Consider the following 18,363-nt stretch of genomic DNA (forward strand, 5'->3'; position numbering starts at 1 on the left):
GAGCTGGTCGGCGGCCGCGCCCTAGAGGAAGCGGGACAGGTCCCGGTGCGGCTGGGCGATGACCACGTCGCGCTGCAGGTGGCCGGCGGCGCGGGCCGAGTCGCTGGCGGCACCCACGGCGGAGCGCACGTCGGAGACCTCGCCGGTCACCACCAGGAAGCTCTTGCCCCCCAGGCCGTTGGCCACGCGCAGGTCGATCAGGTCCACCGTCGCGGCCTTGAGCGCCAGGTCGGCGGCCACGATCGAGGAGGCCACCGTCGCCGTCTCGACCACGCCCACGGCGTCCAGCTGTCCGTCGATGGTGCCCCCGCGCCGGCGCAGGGCCACCGGCACCTGGGCGTGGACCTGGGGGATCAACAACTGGTCGATCAGGTCCGAGCCGGCCAACTCGGCGCCTCGCGCGAGGCCCGCCTTGCAGTCGTCGACGCTCCCGGTGAACAGCAGCACGTACTTGCCCGGCTGCACCGGCGAGGCGACCAGGCACTCGACCTGGGCCTCCCACAGGACGGCGTCGGTGACCTCAACGCCGCGCGCCACCGAGCTCAACTCGAGCATGCCGATGCACGGCTCCAGCTCCGCTCCCTCGGCGATCGGCGGGTTGACGTCGTTGCGGCAGGCTTTTGCGTTGGTGTCGCTCATCGCTGTTCGGTTGGGCTTGCGGACGCCCTCAGGCGTTGCCGCTGTTGGCGCGTCCGACGACGCTGGCCAGGGTCTGCTCGACGGCTCTGGCGGCCACGTCGATCGCCGCATCCGTGCCAGCCAGGCGCACGCGACCGACGGCGCCGTGGTTGTCGAGGCCGACCAGGCGGATCGGCGCGGCCTTCTCGGCCTCGTTGGCGGCCAGGAGGGCCCAGACCGCCGGATTGACTTCGAGCGTGTAGAGGGTGTCGCCCTCGAGGATCAACATCCCGTCGCGGTTGCGGTTCAGGAGCGCCGCCTGGTGGGCGTCGATCTGGCGCACGATCTCGGAGGTCAAGAGGTGCGGCGCGAGCTGCTCGTCCTGGCTCACCCCCGCCGCCGCCAGGATCTGACGGCCGGCCTCGCGCACCTGACCCTGGTCCTTCGAGTGGACCTCGAGCAGGCCGAAGGAGCGCTCCGTGATCAGCGCCCCGGGTCGCACGTCGCAGGCCTTGAGCGCCACGTCGAGCAGCCGGTTGACCGTGATCCCCGGGCGCACCTCGAGCCAGAAGGCGCTCTCCCCCGGCACGGGGAAGAAGCCGTCCGACTTGACGGCGACCACGGCGGCGAGCTGCGGCTGGAGCTGGTCGAGGACCAGACTCCCGCGCAACTCGATCGCGGTGGCGGAGCGGGGCTTGGTGGACAAGGTTGGCCTGCTAGGTGCGACCGGAGCGCCGCGCCGATCGAGTCGGCGCCGCACCCGTCATCACTTGCCGTCCTTGGGGATCGGGGGCAGGAAGTGCTCGAGCTCCGCCGCCGGGCGCGGGATCACGTGCACGGAACGCAGCTCGCCGACGCGGCGAGCGGCCGCGGCGCCGGCTTCGGTGGCGGCCTTCACCGCGCCGACCTCGCCGCGCACCATCACGGTCACGAGGGCGCCGCCGGAGATCTCCTTGCCGAGCAGGGTCACCTTCGCGGCTTTGCACATGGCGTCGGCGGCCTCGATGGCGCCGACCATGCCGCGGGTCTCGATCAGGCCGAGTGCGATCAAGCTGTCCATGGGTCCTTGGGGTCTGGGTCAGGGCCGCGATCGCTCGCGGCCGGTGTTCGTGGTCGGGGGTCGGGACGCGCGCCGGTTGTCTGCCGCCCTCAGGCGGTGCAGGCGCCGGACTTCGTGTCCTGGTGAGGGCATCCGCGGCAGGGCCCGAGGGGGCAACCACTGCCGCCTTGGGCGGGAAGGGGCATCGCCAGCGCGTCGCCGCCGCCGGGAGGGATCGGTGAGAGTCTGGGAGCGCTTGCCGCGCGCAGCATCTCGCCCGGTCGCGGGGACCGCGGGCCCTGCGAGTTGGCGGGCGCGGAGCGTGGCGCGCTGGCGGCCCGTGCGGACGGCGAAGCAGCGGAATGCGAAACAGCGGGGTTCCCGGCCCAGGACAGGCTCGAGCTGCCGCTGGATTGGGCCGTCGCGGCCACCGCAGCCGCTCCATTCGAAGCCCCTCCCCGCGCCAGGGCCGGATCGCCCTCGAGCATCGAGCCGCGCGGCACCGCGCTGCGGTCCCCCATCAGCTCGGCCGCCCGACGCATGTCGCGCTCGTAGCGCTGCTCCCAGTCCGCACGGCGCAGACCGACCCGCTTGAGGTTGATCATGTGGCGCGCGGTGATGTTGTCGGAGGTGATGTTCCCGGCCAGGGGGCCGCAGCCCAGGCTCATCGACGGCGCCAGGCCGGTCGAGTAGCCCACCGCGCCCTGGGACGTCGGCCCGTTGGACACGATGCGGCTGGCGGGCTTCTCCACGTACCAGGCCTCGAGCACGCGCTGGTCCGTGGCCCACACGCCGATGGTGTGACCCAGGCCGCCGTTGCGCAGGATCTCGAAGGAAACCTCGCAACCGCGCTCCCAACCGTCGACCACGTGCACCGACAGGAGCGGGCACAGGATCTCGATCGACAGGGGGTGTTCGGGGCCGACGCCACCCTGGTGCGCGAGCAGCACGGAGGTGCTGCGCGACACGCGGAAGCCGGCCATCTCGGCCACGCGCCAGGGATCCAGACCGACCAGGTCCGGGTTCATGTGCCCGCCGCGGTTGGCCAGGCGCTCGAGGGCGCGGGTCTCGTCCGGCGAGCACAGGTGCGCGCCGCGCTGGCCCAGCTCGGACAACATGCGCTCGGCGATCGGCGCGTCCAGCACCAGCGCCTGCTCCGAACAGCACAGCGTCGCGTTGTCGAAGCTCTGACTGGCGACGATCCAGTGGGCGGCCTCGGCCAGGTTCGCCGAGCGGTCCACCCAGACCGGCACGTTGCCCGGGCCCACGCCGTAGGCCGGCTTGCCCGAGCTGTAGGCCGCCTTCACCAGGCCCGCGCCACCGGTGGCCAGGATCAACTTGGTGTCCGGGTGGTGCATCAGCGCCTCGGTCGACTGGATCGTCGGACTCGAGAGGCTCTGCACCAGGTCCGGCGGCCCGCCGGCGCGCGAGACCGCCCGCCGCAGCACCTCCGCCGACTCGCCGATGCAGCGCGCCGCCCGCGGGTGGGGGCTGATCACGATCGCGTTGCGACCCTTGACCGCGATCAGCGCCTTGCCGAGGGCGGTCGAGGTCGGGTTGGTGGTCGGCACGATGCCCGCGATCACCCCGATCGGCGTCGCGACCTCGATCACGCCCGCCGCCTCGTCGCGGCGCACGATTCCGACCGTGGGCTCGGACTCGATCGAGGCCCAGATGCCCTCGGTGGCGAAGAGGTTCTTCAGGACCTTGTAGTGGGCGCGGCCGATGCCGGTCTCCTCCACCGCCAGGCGCGCCAGGTCGGCGGCCGCAGCGGCGCCGGCCTTGGCCATGGCCCGACACAGGTCGTCGATCTGGGCCTGGCTCCAATGGGCGACCGCGCGCTGCGCCTCGACGGCGCGTCGCATGCAGTCGCGCACCTCCTGGAGGGCGCGCAGGTCGGGATCGAGCCGCTCCACGCTCTAGCGTCCGCAAGTCCGAGGCAAGGCGCGGCGATCTCGCCGCGACCCGCCCCGAGGGGGATCACTCGTCGCCGCCCGGCGGCTTCATCTCGGGCAGGATCCGCAGGAGCTGCTCGTGGGGACGGGGGATCACGTGGACGCTGACGAGCTCGCCGACCCGCCGGGCGGCCGAGGCCCCCGCGTCGGTGGCGGCCTTGACGGCGCCGACCTCGCCGGCGACGTACATCGTCACCAGCCCGGCCGTGGCCTTCTCCTTGCCGAACAGGTCGACCTTCGCGGCCTTGACCATGGCGTCGGCGGCCTCGATGGCACCGACCAGGCCGCGGGTCTCGATCATTCCTAGGGCGCGCTGTTGCACGGGTGCTCCTTGGGTCGTGGCTCCGCCGGGGAAGTCCTGGTCGCGCCAGGGCCGGTCGGAGGGGGGGAGCGGGACGGTAGGGCCCGATCCAGGGGCCGCGCAGTCTATCGCCTGGCAGCCGTTGGCCGCGAGTCCGCATGGGGGACCCCGGGGCCGATTCGGTCGCCCCCCAACTCGACCCGGTCGGGGACGCCCGCGGGGGACTTGCGGGGCCGTAGCGCTGGCTCGCAGCGGCGAAGCGGCGCGTGGTCGCCTTGGATCGGGCCCCGTCGATCGACATCGGGCACTGGAAGGCCGCGGCGTCGGAAGGAAGGGCGGGCGGTCGAGGTGCTGGCACCCGAGACTGCACCCGAGCAGGGTCGAGACGTCATCCGTCGCCAGGGCGGCGCTCGGGAGCACGGAGTGTGCCGCACCGAGAATCGGCGCGGGCGTCGACGCGAAGCGGACGATCCTGCTCCGGTCTCCGAACTTCCCGGGCGGGCGGGCGGGCCGGGAAGCGGGACACGCTCCTGAGCGCGTGGAGTCGCAATGCCTCCTCGATCGCCCCTGCGCCGCGCCGACCACGACCGGTTGGACGGGCATCGAGGCTGGCGGTGGAGCCCCCCGTCCCGACTCTCACCAGGGGACCGCGTCGGGATCGATGTACGAGCTGGCGCCGGGCGGCTCGCCGACGAGCGCCACGAGCTCGCGATCGAGCTGGAGCAGGATCGCGACCACGTCCGCGTCGACCCCTCGCCACGCGGCGAGACGCTCGTCGGCCTTCAGGGCGCGCGCGTTGTAGGAGCCGGCCATGCTCTCCGGCAGCGGCGCGACGCCGATGTCCCGCGTCGCGTCCACGGCGCGGCCGAGCTGGCGGGCGATCGACTCCTCGAGCGCGTCGACCTCGTCTGCGGTCAGCTCGCGGCCGACTTCCTCGCCCACCAGGTCGAGCACCTGCTGTGCAGCCGCCTGGCTCCCGGCCCGAACCAAGCGATAGCTCGGCAGCTCGGCCTGGGCGTCCGCGAGCTCCCGGATCGACCACTGCCAACGGCGGAAGTCATCCTCGGTCTGACCCGTGGCCGCGATCTCGGCGCGCAGCTCGTCGGAGATCTCGACATCGATCAGCTCCCACGGCGGCGGGGCGAAGTCCTCGGCGGCGCCAGCGGCGGGCGCATCGTGTCCCGCGTCGGCCCCACTGGGTGCACGAGCGGGGACCGCCTCGCCGTCGAGGGCCGACAGGCGAGCGCCCCTGGCCCCATCGGCGGGCACGGACACCGCCCCGCCCGACGCCGGGTCGCCTCGGCCCGTGCCCTGCTCGCTGCGTACACGGCCGCGCTCGCCGCCGACGATGACCAGGACGAGCGACACGCCCGCGGCTGCCACCAGCGCGAGGATGACGGCGCCGCCTCGCCCACTGCGAAGGCCGCCAATCCCAAGGGTTCTGATTTTCACTCCCGCCTCCTCTTCGCCCCCGAACCTAGCGCCTGCGGCCGATGACGGGGGTCAGTTCCGGAAGCGTTTTTCGGACGCGGCGACGCCGTCCGTCAGGCGCGGAATGCGTCTTCGTCCAACGACGGTTCCTCCTGCGCCGCGAGACCGAGGGCCAGGCCCAGGGCCAGGAAGGTCGTCAGCAGCGACGAGCCCCCGGTGGACAACAGGGGCAGGGTCAACCCCGTCATGGGCACCAGGCCCAGGTTGACGCCCACGTTGACGAAGAAGTGCGCCGCGAAGTAGAGCCCGACGCCGGCCACCACGAAGCGCGTGAAGCGCTCGCGGATACCCGCCGCCGTGCGCAGCAGGCCCGCGATCAGCGCCGCGTAGCAGGCCAGGAACAAGGTCGTGCGCGCGAAGCCCAGCTCCTCCGCCACGACGCAGAAGATCGAGTCGCTCTCGCGCTCGGGCAGGTGGCCGGCGCGGCTCGAGACGCCCTCGCCGAGGCCCGTGCCCTCGAGCCCGCCGTTCCCGATCGAGACCCGCGCGTGGTAGACGTGGAAGGCCGGTCCGTTGCGGCCCTCTACCAGTGCCCCCGAGTCGAAGGACGCAGCCCAGGTCTCGATGCGCCGCAGCTGGTAGTCCTGGACCCACTCGAACTTCCAGGCCGACAGGCCCACCAGCACGACGATCCCCACCGTCACGCTGATCAGGCGCCCGCTGCCGCCCGCCAGGTAGAGCATGCCCAGGGTCACGGGCACGATCGTCATCGCCGTGCCGAGATCGGGTTGGGCCGCGACGAGCACCATCGGCAACAGGGCCAGGGCCGCCGGCTTGACCCAATCGCGCAGCCGCGCCAGGCGGTTTCGGTGCAGGACCCGCGCCAGGACCACGATCAAGGCCAGCTTGGCCAGCTCGGAGGGCTGCAGGTCGAAGCCGATCGGGGTCGGGATCCAGCGCCGCGCGTTGTTGCGTTCCTCGCCGACGAGGGGCACCAGCAGCAACATCACGATCGCGACCGCATACAGGGTCCAAGCGTGCTTGCGCAGGAAGCGCGGTCGCACCAGCGCGCCCAGGACCAGCATCGGCAGGGCCACTACGACTTTCTTCACGTGGCTGTCGAAGCTCACCTCGTCGCGCTGGAACAGCTCGTCGACGCTCGCCATCGAGTGGATGAAGGTCAGGCCGACGGCGAACAGGCCCAGGGCTAGCAGCAGCAACCCGAATGGGAAGTGGTTCAGGCGCAGCCCGTGCAAGAGGCCCCGCGGCACCGCGCGGCGCGCGGACCAGTCCCTGCGGGCGGCGTTCCTCATCGGTTCACCTGCGCCGGGAAGCCCTCGGCCTCCATCCACTCACGCAGCTCGGGCCGCTGGAGGATCTGGCGCGCCACGTAGATCGCGCCGTGGCTCGAGGTGCTGGTGGTGCCGTTCAGGAACACCACGAAGACGAGTTGCGGATCCTCGGCCGGCAGCCAGCCGGCGACCCAGGTGTGCTTGTAGCTGACGTCGGCGCCCTCGACGTTCTTGCGACTCTGCAGGTCGGCGCTGCCGGTCTTGGCCGCCACCGTCCAACCCAGGACCTCGTGCCGCAGGGTCTTGTAGGCGGATCCACCGGCATCGTTGGTGACCAGCTCCATCATGGCGCGCACCTTGTCGAAGGACGCCTCGCCGTAGGGCAACTCACGTACCGGACCGCGCGACACGGCCTCATCGCCGACGCGCTGGATCAGTTGCATCGAGGGCAGGACCCCCGTGGCCAGGCCCGCGACGGCGCGGGCGACCTGCACGGGCGTCACGTCGACCACCGACAGGCCATTGCAGGCCCGGCGCAGCTCGCGCCGCAGGCCCGCGCTCGAGGTCGCCGACCATTGAAAGTCCTCGGGCACGTCCTCCGCGAGTCCCGGTGAGCTGCCTTCGAAGCGCACGCCCGTGGGTTGCCCGAAGCCGAAGTCCGCGCCGACCTGCTCGACCTGCGCGGTCGTCAGCTCGTCGGCCAGGCGCGCGAAGTAGCTGTTGCAGGAGACCGCGATCGCGCCGGCCATGTCGAGCACACCATGCCCCCAGCGCGAGTGGCAGCGCACGCCGCCCCAGCCCGCGTGGCTGACCTCTTCGTCGGGCGCGCAGTCGTGCACGAAGTGCTCGTCGATGCCGCTCTGCTCGAGTCGATCGAGGACATAGACCGCCACGAATGGCTTGAACACCGAGCCGATCGGCTGGAATCCCGGCATCCGCAGTGCCCGGTCCATGACCACCGCACGCTGGCCCTCGGCGTCCGGCCCGACCAGCTCCTGCCGCGACGGTGCCGAGGCCGTGGCCAGGAGGTCGCCGTTCGGCCGGGCCAGCACGATCGCCCCCACCGGCTGGTCGAACCAACCCAGGTCGGCCAGCTCGTCAGGCGGATCGTCGGGCAGGTCGGGGAAGTCGATCACCGACTGGGCGGCGCGCTGCAGGTCGTCGTCGATGGTCAGCCAGACGTCGTGGCCGTCGACCACGTCGGTCAGGAAGATCGACTCAGCGCCGCGACCGAAGACGTCCTCGAGCCCCAAGCGCTCGCGGTAGCCGTTGTGCCCGGCCAGCCAGGGGTCGGTCATGGCCTCGACACCGCTGACGCCGCGGGCCTCGTCGTGCATCAAGAGCTCGCGCATCAGCGTCTGCAGACGACCCTGCTGCTCGTCGGTGCGACTTCCGAGACGCCGCAGCTCCTGCAACTCGAAGTAGGCCGCGCGCTGGGCCTGGGCCGCCTGGGGGTCCATGGCGCTCACGTCGCCCAGCAGGTGCTCCGCGGGTACCGCATCCTCGCCCTCGAGCACCACACGGCGCCGCTCGCGCTCGGGCCGCGCGATCAGGCCCGGGTAGCTCGCGGGATCCCGCGTCAGCAGGTACACGACCTCGTACTCGGGCTGGCGGTGCAGCAGCGCCCGGCGGGTGCCGTAGTCGCGCAGCACGTTGCGCGCCCGTTCGCCGATGCGATCGAGCCCCTCCTCGGAGGGCGCCAGGCGCCCGTCGCCGTCCGGGTCGAGCTCGACCAGGGCGTCGAAGACCTCACCCAGGCGGGCCTGTAGGTGGGCTTCGAGGGAGTCGAGCAGGGCGCGGGCCAGCAGCAACACGCGCTCGCGATCGCGGCCGCGGAAGCTCGGCGCCACCCGCGCCCACAGGGCGCCCAGGTCCCCGTCGGCGATCCCTGAGAAGGCCCGCGGATCGTCGATCGTGAGCTGCGAGAGGAGCGCGGCGCGGCGCGGGTGATCGGTCAGCTCGTCCAACAGGGACCAGGGCGCCGCGCGCCCGCGCAGCTCGCCCAGGAAGCGCGGCGCGCGGGGTGCGAAGGCCACGCCCTCCGGCGGGCGCCAGCCCCGCGGCACGTCCAGGTCGAAGCACCACGGCACGTCGGACAGCACCTCCGGTCGATCGAATGCGCGCCAGTTGCGGGGCGCGCCGTCCAGGGCGTCGGCCAGGGCCTGGGGCTCGCCGTAGACCGCGGCGAGCAGGGAGAGGGCGCGGTCGGCGCTGGGCGCGGGGTCCTCGACGAGACGCAGCTCCGCCAACAGGCGCGGCAGGGCGTAGCCGTCGCGCCAGCCTTCGAGCCACATGGCGCGCTCGGACCGGTACCACTGCTCGATGCGACCCTGCCGCCAGCCGAGTTCGCGGGCCAGCCAGTCCAAGTCCAAGCGCGCGGCCAGGTGCGGTTCCAGGCGCCCGATCTCGAAGCCCACCACGTCGCGGAACAGCACCGCCGCCGCCGAGGACTCGACCTGGCGCCGCCACTCCTCGAGCTGGGCCAAGATCGCGTCCAGGGGTTCGGCGCCAGCGTCCAGATCGATCGTCCCGGTGCCGTTGCCGCTGGCGCGCAGGCGCTCGGCGAGCAGCTCGAGGCTGTCCAGCGACCGACGCCAGCGCACCCGCTGCTCGTCCAGCAACACCTCAGGCGCCACGCCGCGCAGGCCCGCCACCAGCTCCAGGTAGCTCTGGTCGATCTCGGGCTTGCGCTCGAGCTTGACCAACGCGCGCCGCTCGACCGAGTCGGGCTCGAGCAGGCTGCGCGCGTAGAAGCGTAGGTCGCTGGCCCGTCCGGGGCGACGGTCGACCCAGGGCTGATCCACGCCGTCGATCACGAAGCCGCCCACCCGCAGGCCCGCCCCGCGGGCGAAGCGGTGCAGGTCGCCGGGCGACAGTCGCACCAGCTCGGTCGCCCACGCGTCGAGGGTCGCCGCCGCTTCGGGCAGGGACACCGCGCGCTGTTCGATCGCCGAGCGCGCGTGGGCCACGAGCCCGACTGGGTGGGCCCGGCGGAAGTCCCGGTAGCGCAGCTCCAGGTGGTAGATGGCCTGGTCCTCGACCAGCACGCGACCGTTGGTGTCGCGGATCGATCCGCGCTCGTAGAGCAGCACCTCGCCGCTGCGCTCGAGCTTGGCGGCCTCCTCGGCCCAGACCTGGTGCTCGCCCAGTTGGACCTGGCCCAAGCGCACGACCAGGACCACCCAGCCGAGCAGCAGGAGCACGATCAGCGGGCGGGTTCGGCGAAACCCCACGGGCGCTCCTTCCTCCACAGGGGGCCGAGGCCCGGCAGACGCCGCAGCCAGCCACCGAAGACGAACGACAGCAGCGCGGTCGAGAAGGCCGCGCGCCAGGCCCACTCGCCCAGTGGCTGCGACCAGCCCACCGGGGTGTCGGCGCGGACCAGGTCGACCAGGGCCAGCCAACCGACCACCGCCAGGGCGCCGAGCCCCGAGAGGAAGCCGCGCAACACCGTCCCGTCGGTGTTGACCGAGGCCCGCAGGCTCGACACGACCACGACCAGGGCCAGGTAGGCGGCCAGCACCGCCACGACCGGATCGCCGCTCAGGCCCGCGCGGGTCAGGGCCAGCAGCACCGCGCCCGCGCGCGCGCGCTCGGGGGTCATGCGGCTGGCGAGGCCGACGAGCAGCACGACGCCCACGTCGGGCGTCCATGAGGCGAACAGGTCCGAGCGCGCGAGCACGCCCTGGGCCGCGAAGGCCCAGGCGCTCCACAGGAGCAGACACGCCCAGCCCACGAGGCCGCCGCTCACGGGCTGCTCCTGGTCGTGGCGGTGCCGCTGTCGATGCGAACCCAGAGGCGTCCGAGCTCGTCCACCCGCGAGGCGGCGTCGGAGAGGCGCACGGTGTGTCCCTCGCCTTCGCTGGAGTAGCTGGGCATGTCGGCGATGCCGATCAGCAGCCCGGCGGGCAGGCCGGCCTCGCCCGAACCGGTGAACAGGCGCATGCGCCGCGGCGGGGGCGTCGGGCCGTCGCCGACGCGGGGCAGGGTCACGTCGCGCCAGTGGTAGACCAGTGCCCCGTCCGAGGCGGGGCCCAGGGCCACCAAGCGGCCGAGCACACGCGGCGTGCTGTCGCCCTGCACCGGTCGGCCGACAGCCGTCAGGGCCAGGCCCGGATCGTCGAGCAACGCAACCTCGCAGCCGAGCTCGCCGACGGTGGCCACGCGGCCGACCAGCCGCGCGCCGGCTACGACCGCGGCGCCCGCGCGCACGCCGTGCACGCGGCCTCGATCGAGCTGCACGGTGGAGCGCCAGGGTGATGGATCACCCGCGGTCAGCGCGCGCGCGCGCACCCAACGCCCCTCCTCGAGCGGATGCAGGGGCGGCGCGGGGTCGAGCTGACCCCGTCGCGGATGGGTCAGGACGACCACCTGGAACAACCCGTGCAAGTAGTCGAGCACTGGCCGCACGCGCCAGTCGTCGTCGCTCGAGCCGAGCTCGAGGGTGCCCAGCTCGAAACCCGCGGCCAGGGCCGAGTGGGGGTCCAGCTCCGGCAGCAGCTCCCCCACCACGACGGAGCGTCCGGCGATGGGCCTGCCCGAGGGGTTGTGGGCGGCGAGCCACGTCGCGGGTTCGCCGCTGCGACGGCTCTGGACGGCCAGACCACCCACCACCAGGTGCACGGTCGACTCCCTCGCACCGGAGTCGAGGGTCGCACCCACGAAGAAGCTGCGATCGGTGACCAGGTCCACGGTCACGCGGCCGCGCGCGCGATCGACCTGGACCACGCGGCCCACGTAGGCATCGCGCGCCACCACCGGTTGGCCGACCTCGAGGCCCTCGAAGGTCCAGGGCCGGATCACGATCCGGTCACGCCCGCGCTCGCTGCGTGAGACGACCTCCGCGCGCACCAAGCGGCGACCCTCGAGCAGGTCCGCGCGCGTCGGCAGAACCGAGTCGTGCAGGGCCAGGAGCGCCGAGCGACTCGAGGCCTCCTCGATCAGCTCGCGACGCACGTCGCCCTGCGCCCGCGCCGGGCGGCCGCCCACCAACCGCAGGGGCCAGGTCAGCTCGGCCACGAAGCGCAGGGGCGTCAAGAGCCGCTCGATCCCGGCTTCCAAGGGCGCCACCGGCCGCAGGGACAGGACCACCAGTGCGATCCAAACCAGCAACATGGCTCCGCGACTACGGGCCAGGCTCACGCCAGACCTCCCAGCGCGCGAACAGCGCGCCATGCATCCGCCGCGAATACGACTGTCGACAAGGCTGCGATCGAGAACGCTGCCGCAGGGCGCGCGGCAGATTGAATCGTGGCCGCTCGAATCACGACCACTCGATTCACGGCCGTTGGCCTTGCTCCCTCTATCCGACTACGCGGCGCCCATCCCCGAGCACGCGAGGGCGGTCGTTGCTGCGAGGGCCGCGCGCCGGGGGTCGACAAGGGCCGGCGACGGCCAGGTGCGGCCGGCGTCGGCACTTGGATCAGCCCTCATCGTCGTCCGCGAAGACGCTGGCGTAGACGTCGAGGTGCTCGATGAAGATGCCCGTGCCACGCGCGACGGCGGTCAGTGGGTCGTTGCCGATGCGGGACTGGATCCCCAGGGCGTTGGTGATCGCCGTGTCGATGCCCTGCAACAGGGCACCGCCGCCGACGATCGTGGCCCCGGAGTCGACCAGATCAGCCGAGATCTCGGGCGGGGCCTCCTCGAGCACCTGGCGAATGGCCTCGCAGATCTGATTGATCGGCTCGGACAGGGCCTCACGGATCTCGATCGAGTTGATCGTGCACATGCGCGGCAGACCGCTGATCGAGTCGCGACCCTTGACCTCCATCTCGAGCTCGGTGGGAAGTTCCCAGGCGCTGCCGATGGTGTGCTTGATGCGCTCGGCGGTCTGCTCGCCGATCAAGAGGTTGTGGGCCCGCCGCAGGTGGGCGGCGATGGCGTCGTCCATCTTGTCCCCGGCCACGCGCAGGGACGTGGCGACGACCGGCTCGGCCAGGGACAGCACGGCGATCTCCGTGGTGCCGCCGCCGATGTCGACGATCAGGCAACCGGTGGCCTCGGTCACGGGCAGGTCCACCCCGACCGCGGCCGCGATCGGCTCCTCGACCAGGTGCACCTTGCGGGCGCCGGCGCGCTCGGCCGACTGGATCACGGCCCGGCGCTCCACGGCGGTGATCCCCACCGGGACCGAGATCACGACGCGCGGCTTGACCCACGTGCGGCCCTCGTGGACCCGGTGGATGAAGTACCGCAGCATCTTCTCCGTCACCTCGAAGTCGGCGATGACCCCGTCGCGCAGGGGACGGATGGCCTCGAACTTGCCAGGCGTCTTGCCCAGCATGGCCTTGGCCTGGGCCCCCACGGCCATGCCGTTGTTGAGGACCTCGTTGGTCCCCTTGCGGACGGCGACGACGCTGGGCTCATTGAGGATGATCCCGCGACCTCTCACGCAGACCAGGGTGTTGGCCGTCCCCAGGTCGATGCCCATGTCCACCGAGAAACGGCCTAGCAGCCACTCCAACGGTTTAATCATGCTGGCCATGCAGGCTCCCTACGCGAGGGTCGTGGTCCCGGAGCTCGCTCCGAGGGTGCGTATGCCGGAAGCGGGGCGCTGGACTCCGCGACCGAAGGCTGCGGCCACCGGCGGCACGACGACGCGGTCGTGCATTGACACCGGGTGACCGGTCCGCCCTGACACCCTCGGTCGACGGCGACGCGCGCCGTTCATCGGGGGGGATCCGGGCAGTGGGCGATGCCACAGGCGACGCGCGCCGACGGCTATCGAGCCGCAGTCTACGCGACCCGGACCCGGGATCAAGCTGCCGAGGTCGGCCGGCCACAACGAAGCGTCGCACCTTGGACGCGCGCCAATGGCGACGCTGCGCGGGAACGGGATCGGATGGCTGGCCTGGAGGAGGTCGCGTCGAAGCGGTCGAATCAGCGGAAGCCCTGACGTGAGCCCGAGCTGCGTTCAATGGCAGCAGCGGCGGCCTCCCTGGGGAGACCGCCGCTGCGAGTGCCTGCTCGGCGTCCGGCCGGAGCCGGTTCGGTGTTCGAAGAATCGCTGACCAGGTCCGATCGGTACGAGGGGCAACCGACCGGGATCCGGATCAGCTCTTGAAGAACACGCCCCCGCCGTAGGTCGTGCCGAGGTAGTAGTCGACCATCAGACAGGCGGCGATCAGGACGATCGTCGTGACGATCGCGACGGCGCCTTCGATGCCCATTCCGCCGTCGGCGTCAGCCTGGGCGGCGGACGCGGTCTGGCGACGCGGACCGCTGGAGGCGCGGGTTGCGGTGGAACGGGAGGCGGAACGGTTGGCTTGGCGACGTGCCATGGTCAGGTTCTCTTTCTGCTCGAGGGGAGCGTCTGCTCGAGGGGATCGGGCTCGTTGAATCCGATCAGAGAGCCGTGGTCGCGTTGTCGCCGACCTGGATAGCGGCGCCGTCGACCGCGGTGGTCACGACCGCCGTGCACATGTCCTCATCGACGGTCTCGACGCGCACCTTGCCCTTGTAGACCTGGCCGCGGTACACGTCGAAGACCATGCCCCGGCGGATGCCGAGAGCGCTGCCGGCGTTGATGGCGACGAAGCCGGGGCTCAGGTCCATCCGCACATCGACCACGCTGCGGTCGACGGCCGGCTGCTGGACCAGGGTGCCCAGGTCGATGCCACTGAGGGCGGACATGTTCTCGAGGTTGCGCTCGGCGGCGGCCAGGGAGTTGGTCAGGGTCTCGGCGCGAACGGTGACCGCGGCCAGGTCGGACGCCAGCTTGGCGGCCCGGTCCTCGGCGTCGCGGCGGGCGATCTCAGCGTCGCGCTGGGCGTCCTCGGCGTCTTCCTTGGCCACCACGGCGTCGCGAGCCTCCCTGGCCGCGTCGGCCGCGCGGGCATCCGACGCCTCGACCTTGTTGGCCAACAGGTCCAGGCGCTCGTTGTAGCCGCCGAGGCTGCTGCGCAGCTCGTCGTTGTCCTTCTCGGCGTCGACCAGCTCGTTCTTCTTGGCCGCGAGCTCGGTGGCGTCCTTGCTGGCCGCTTCACGCACTTGGCCGAGGGTGTCCCGCTGGGCGGCGAGCTCCGCGTTCAACTTCGAGATCTGGCTCTCGAGGTCGTTGCGGGTCTCCGTGTGGGCCTTCTCTTCCTCCAAGTAACTCGTCTTGTAGTCCTGGCCAGCCTTCAGGACCTGGGAGGCCCAGCCGAGGAAGGCGCCGGCGAGAAGGAGATTCACCACGATGAGGATTCGTCCGATGCTGCTCATACCGTCGCTGCGCGGGCTCGAAGTGTCTGGATGGGGGGACGCACGCGAAAGAGATGGGGTCGCGTGCGTTTGGGTCGGCGCGGGCGCATGCCCGCAGGCCAGGATGCGCTCGAAGCGCTCGGAGTAGCTAGCGCCGGGGCGCTCGAGAGACAGTCAGTCAGTCAGTCGCCGCTCCGTCCGCCTGGTGTCGCCGGCCGGGCGTTCGCTGCCAGGACACCGTGCGCGGGGCACAGCAGGCAGAGACCGCGGAGAGCCGGGATTGGGGTCAGGCGAGGGAGCCGAAAGAGCGGGGTCCGAAGGGCGTTCCCGTCCGGCGAGTGGCGCGACTATAGGGAGGCCCCCCGGGGGGGTCAAGCAAGGCGAGAACGCCTGCCGGTCACGTCACTACCGCACCCGCCCCCCCCGGTCACCGACGTGGCTCAGGCTTCTCGCCGCCGACGCGGCAGGGCCAGCAATCCGAGGCCCAAAAGGGCCCAGGCAGACCTCCAGAGGGGCCGCAGGGCCGCGAAGGGCGTGGACGAGGAGGGGTCGGAGGGCACCGGGACCTGCACCCGCAGGGTGCCCTGGACCTCGCGGTCGTCCCCATCCACCGTAAGTCGCTCCACCTCCCGTCCGCTCGGATCGATCAGGGCCGAGACCCCTGAGTTGGTGCAGCGGGCGACGCTGCGACCACTCGATACGGCCGCCAGGCGCGTGAAGGCGATCATCTGGTCGAGCTCGATCGAGCGCCGGTACCAGGCCTCGTTCGACAGCACCACGTGGAAGTCCACGTCACCCGGAAAGGACTCGATGAAGGCGTTGTCGAAGCAGATCGCCTGCCCCATGCGCCAGGCCCGGCCCTGGCGGTCCTCGAAGGTCAGCGAGGTGGTTGGCGCCGAGGCGAAGTCCGGGATGTAGCGGGCCATCGCGTACATCGCGCGCCGGATGGGTTCGAAGCGCTCGAAGCCGAAGGTCGTCTCCCCCAGGGGTACGAGGTGCGTCTTCGCCGCGGTCGCGCGCTGGCCGTCCGGCGTCCACAGGCAGGCGACGTTGAAGCGGCGCAGGCGTCCACCCTGTGGGCGCCACTCCTCGATTCCGCCCAGGAACGAGGTCCCCGGCATCAAAGCCGCGCCACCGGCGAAGCCGCCGATGCGGTCGCCGAAGACCATGTCGCGCACCCACAGGCGCTGGTACTGCTCGTGCATGAGGTCGAACCACTTGGACGGTTCCCCACGCTCCGCCTGCCAGGAGTCGAACTCGGCTCCCCCCGCGGCGGCCTCGACCGCTTCGGGCGAGGCGATCTCGAAGCGCACCATGGTCTCCGACCAGACCACCAGGTCGACCGGCCCCGCCGCCTGCCCCGCGCGGCTCAGCAGCACCTGCTCGCGCATGATCGACTGGTCGTCGGGGTCCAACTGCTTGCGGGCCTGGGAGAGGCCCGGCTGGACCAGGAGCAGGGTCGGCCCGGGCTCGGTGGCCGGCGCGGGCACGATCCGGGCCAGGGCCAGGCCCGCGACAAGGGCGAGGATTCCGCCGCCGAACTCGACCACGGCCCGGTTGCGATGACGCTCCACCAGGGCGCGCCAGGCTCCACTCAGTCCGGCCGCGGCGGCCACCACCACGAAGCCCAGCCCCGCCGGACCGATCACCCGGGCGCAGCCCAACAGCGGCTCGAAGTCGACCACGCAGTGGGCCAGGCGCACCCACCCCATGCCGAAGGGCGGCTCGATCAGGTCGCGCAGGGTCTCGAGCGAGGTCCAGGCCAGGGAAGCCGCCAGGAAGATCGGCAGGCGGCGCGCCAGGGCCCGAGCCAGGGAGCCGGCCGCGGCCATGTAGAGGCCCATGCCGATCCCTGCCGGGGGCACGACGAAGGGCGAGATGTACGCCAGCCAATGCATCAGGCCGCCCATCGCGAGGGCTGCCGCCAGCCACTCGACGAGGAAGGCGCGCCGTCCAGGCCGCACCGCCGCCCCGCTCCACAGGACCATGGCCACGAAGGCCAAGAGGGGCGCGCCCGCGGGTTTCAGGACCCCGGGCGAGGCCAAGACGAAGGCCCCCCAGGCCGGGAACACGAACCAAGCCCGCCGCCACGGACCGAGGTCCGGGAGGGGCGGCGGCTGACTCCGGTCGCTGGGCTGGGTCTCCACGCTGGCGTCTATCCGCGGCCGAGGGGCCGGTAGTCGATCGTCTGGCCTTCTTCGACCCGTTCGTCCGCGGGCAGCACCGCCAGGGCCTCGGCGTGGATCACCGTGACGATGTCCGCCGAGCCCTTCCAATCCAGGGGCACCAGGCGCTCGCGGCCATCGGCATCCTGCTCCAGCCGGCAGGGGTAGTTGAGCTGGCGGTCGCCGGCGTCGCGGGCGGGCCCGGACCAGACGGCGCGGCGCAGGCGCTCCTGGGTCCCCGCGCCCGTCTCGCCACCCAGGCGCGCCAGGGCCGGTCGCACGAACGCCTCGAGGCCCAGCAGGGCCGAGACGGGGTTGCCCGGCAGGCCGAGCACCGGCTTGGGTCCGCGCATCCCGAACCAGATCGGCTTGCCCGGCTTGACCGCGACCTTGTGGAGCACCGGCTCGACGCCGAGCTTCTCGAACGTCTTGCCCACCAGGTCGTACTTGCCCATCGAGACGCCGCCGGTGGTGATCAGCGCGTCGGAGGACTCCAACGCGCGCCCGAAGTCGCGCTCGAGCAGGGCCTCGTCGTCGGGGACGATGCCTACCTCGAGCACCTCGTGAAACAGCTCGAAGCAGCGGTGCGCGAGGAACAGGGTGTTGCCCTCGCGGATCTGCCCCTTCTGGGGTTTGACCCAGGCGGGCACGAGTTCGTCACCGGTGGTCAGGATCGACACGCGCACCGGCCGGAATACGGACACCGGATGGGCTCCGATGGCGGCCAAGACCGAAACGTCGACCGGCGTCAGGCGCCGGCCGGGGGCGAGCACCTGCGCCCCCTCGGCCAGGATGTCGGCGCGCGCCTGCACGTGCTGCCCCGCGCGCGCGGAGTCGAGCAGCCGCACGCGGTTGCCCTGGCGCGAGGTGCGCTCGATCATCACGACCGCGTCGCACTCGTCGGGGACCTCGGCGCCGGTGTAGATCTCGATGCAGTTGCCGGGCAACACCAGCCCCTCGAAGGGCGCGCCGGCCTTGGCCTCGCCGCAGCAGTTGAGCTGGATCGAGCCGTCGTCCAACTTGGGCCCGTCGAAGTCCGCCGAGCGCACCGCGAAACCGTCCATCATCGCGCGCCGGAAGGGCGGCATGTCGATGTCGGAGACGGCGGGCTTGGCGAGGACCCGGCCGGCGGCGTGGGTCAGGGGCATCTCGTCCACGTCGCCGATCGGTTCGATCGTGGCGAGGATCTGAGCCAGGGCTTGCGAAGGGGTCAGCATGGGCGCGGGGCGGGTTTGGGGGGCGAAGAGTCTAACGGGGCGGAGCTCGGGACCCGGCGGGTCGCCGCCGCGGACTTCGCCGCCGGACGAGCGTCGCCGGTGGGCGAGACCAGAGATCGGGTCGGCGAGCTTCGACAGACCTGGGACCTGCGCGCCCGTGA

At 72.0% G+C, this 18,363-nt stretch carries 15 protein-coding genes; all 15 read right to left on the minus strand.

Annotated elements, in window-relative coordinates:
• Window positions 1-21 precede the first annotated feature (21 nt).
• The 15 genes from Pla133_RS20035 to Pla133_RS20105 all read right to left on the minus strand — a co-directional run bounded on the left by Pla133_RS20035 (window position 22) and on the right by Pla133_RS20105 (window position 18,202).
• Window positions 22-639, minus strand: a complete 618-nt coding sequence (locus Pla133_RS20035) for a BMC domain-containing protein (RefSeq protein WP_419191760.1) — start codon at window positions 637-639, stop codon at window positions 22-24.
• Window positions 640-667: 28 nt separating this feature from the next.
• The gene (locus Pla133_RS20040) at window positions 668-1,324 is read right to left on the minus strand and encodes a hypothetical protein (protein WP_419191761.1); all 657 of its coding nucleotides are present in this window, start codon (window positions 1,322-1,324) and stop codon (window positions 668-670) included.
• A 60-nt stretch (window positions 1,325-1,384) separates the two neighbouring features.
• Window positions 1,385-1,678, minus strand: coding sequence for a BMC domain-containing protein (locus Pla133_RS20045; RefSeq protein WP_145068544.1), 294 nt, complete (start codon window positions 1,676-1,678; stop codon window positions 1,385-1,387).
• An 89-nt stretch (window positions 1,679-1,767) separates the two neighbouring features.
• Entirely contained in the window at window positions 1,768-3,573 is a 1,806-nt protein-coding gene (locus Pla133_RS20050; protein ID WP_145068546.1) for an aldehyde dehydrogenase family protein, read from the minus strand.
• Window positions 3,574-3,637: 64 nt separating this feature from the next.
• Complete coding sequence (locus tag Pla133_RS20055; RefSeq protein ID WP_419191762.1) at window positions 3,638-3,934, minus strand: BMC domain-containing protein; 297 nt, start codon at window positions 3,932-3,934, stop codon at window positions 3,638-3,640.
• A gap of 615 nt (window positions 3,935-4,549) precedes the next feature.
• Window positions 4,550-5,365, minus strand: a complete 816-nt coding sequence (locus Pla133_RS20060; protein ID WP_145068548.1) for a hypothetical protein — start codon at window positions 5,363-5,365, stop codon at window positions 4,550-4,552.
• Between the two features lie 92 nt (window positions 5,366-5,457).
• Entirely contained in the window at window positions 5,458-6,657 is a 1,200-nt protein-coding gene (locus Pla133_RS20065; RefSeq protein WP_145068550.1) for an FtsW/RodA/SpoVE family cell cycle protein, read from the minus strand.
• A complete protein-coding gene (locus tag Pla133_RS20070) occupies window positions 6,654-9,869 on the minus strand; it encodes a penicillin-binding transpeptidase domain-containing protein (RefSeq protein ID WP_145168473.1) in 3,216 nt (1,071 codons plus the stop codon). Before Pla133_RS20070 ends, Pla133_RS20065 begins: the two co-directional genes overlap by 4 nt.
• Entirely contained in the window at window positions 9,842-10,387 is a 546-nt protein-coding gene (locus Pla133_RS20075; protein ID WP_145068554.1) for a hypothetical protein, read from the minus strand. The genes Pla133_RS20070 and Pla133_RS20075 overlap by 28 nt, the downstream gene beginning before the upstream one ends.
• Window positions 10,384-11,778 carry a rod shape-determining protein MreC gene (locus Pla133_RS20080; RefSeq protein ID WP_419191763.1) on the minus strand — a complete coding sequence of 465 codons (1,395 nt, stop codon included), beginning with the start codon at window positions 11,776-11,778 and terminating at the stop codon, window positions 10,384-10,386. Before Pla133_RS20080 ends, Pla133_RS20075 begins: the two co-directional genes overlap by 4 nt.
• Before the next feature lie 280 nt (window positions 11,779-12,058).
• Window positions 12,059-13,114, minus strand: a complete 1,056-nt coding sequence (locus Pla133_RS20085) for a rod shape-determining protein (protein ID WP_419191764.1) — start codon at window positions 13,112-13,114, stop codon at window positions 12,059-12,061.
• 577 nt (window positions 13,115-13,691) lie between these two features.
• On the minus strand, window positions 13,692-13,919 hold the full coding sequence (locus Pla133_RS20090; RefSeq protein WP_145068558.1) for a hypothetical protein: 228 nt from the start codon (window positions 13,917-13,919) through the stop codon (window positions 13,692-13,694).
• Between the two features lie 64 nt (window positions 13,920-13,983).
• Window positions 13,984-14,811, minus strand: coding sequence for a hypothetical protein (locus tag Pla133_RS20095; RefSeq protein WP_145068560.1), 828 nt, complete (start codon window positions 14,809-14,811; stop codon window positions 13,984-13,986).
• A gap of 449 nt (window positions 14,812-15,260) precedes the next feature.
• The gene (gene lnt, locus Pla133_RS20100; protein ID WP_145068562.1) at window positions 15,261-16,967 is read right to left on the minus strand and encodes an apolipoprotein N-acyltransferase; all 1,707 of its coding nucleotides are present in this window, start codon (window positions 16,965-16,967) and stop codon (window positions 15,261-15,263) included.
• Window positions 16,968-16,975: 8 nt separating this feature from the next.
• On the minus strand, window positions 16,976-18,202 hold the full coding sequence (locus Pla133_RS20105; protein WP_145068564.1) for a molybdopterin molybdotransferase MoeA: 1,227 nt from the start codon (window positions 18,200-18,202) through the stop codon (window positions 16,976-16,978).
• Between the last annotated feature and the right edge of the window lie 161 nt (window positions 18,203-18,363).

Source organism: Engelhardtia mirabilis (assembly GCF_007748095.1).
Taxonomy (GTDB): domain Bacteria; phylum Planctomycetota; class UBA1135; order UBA1135.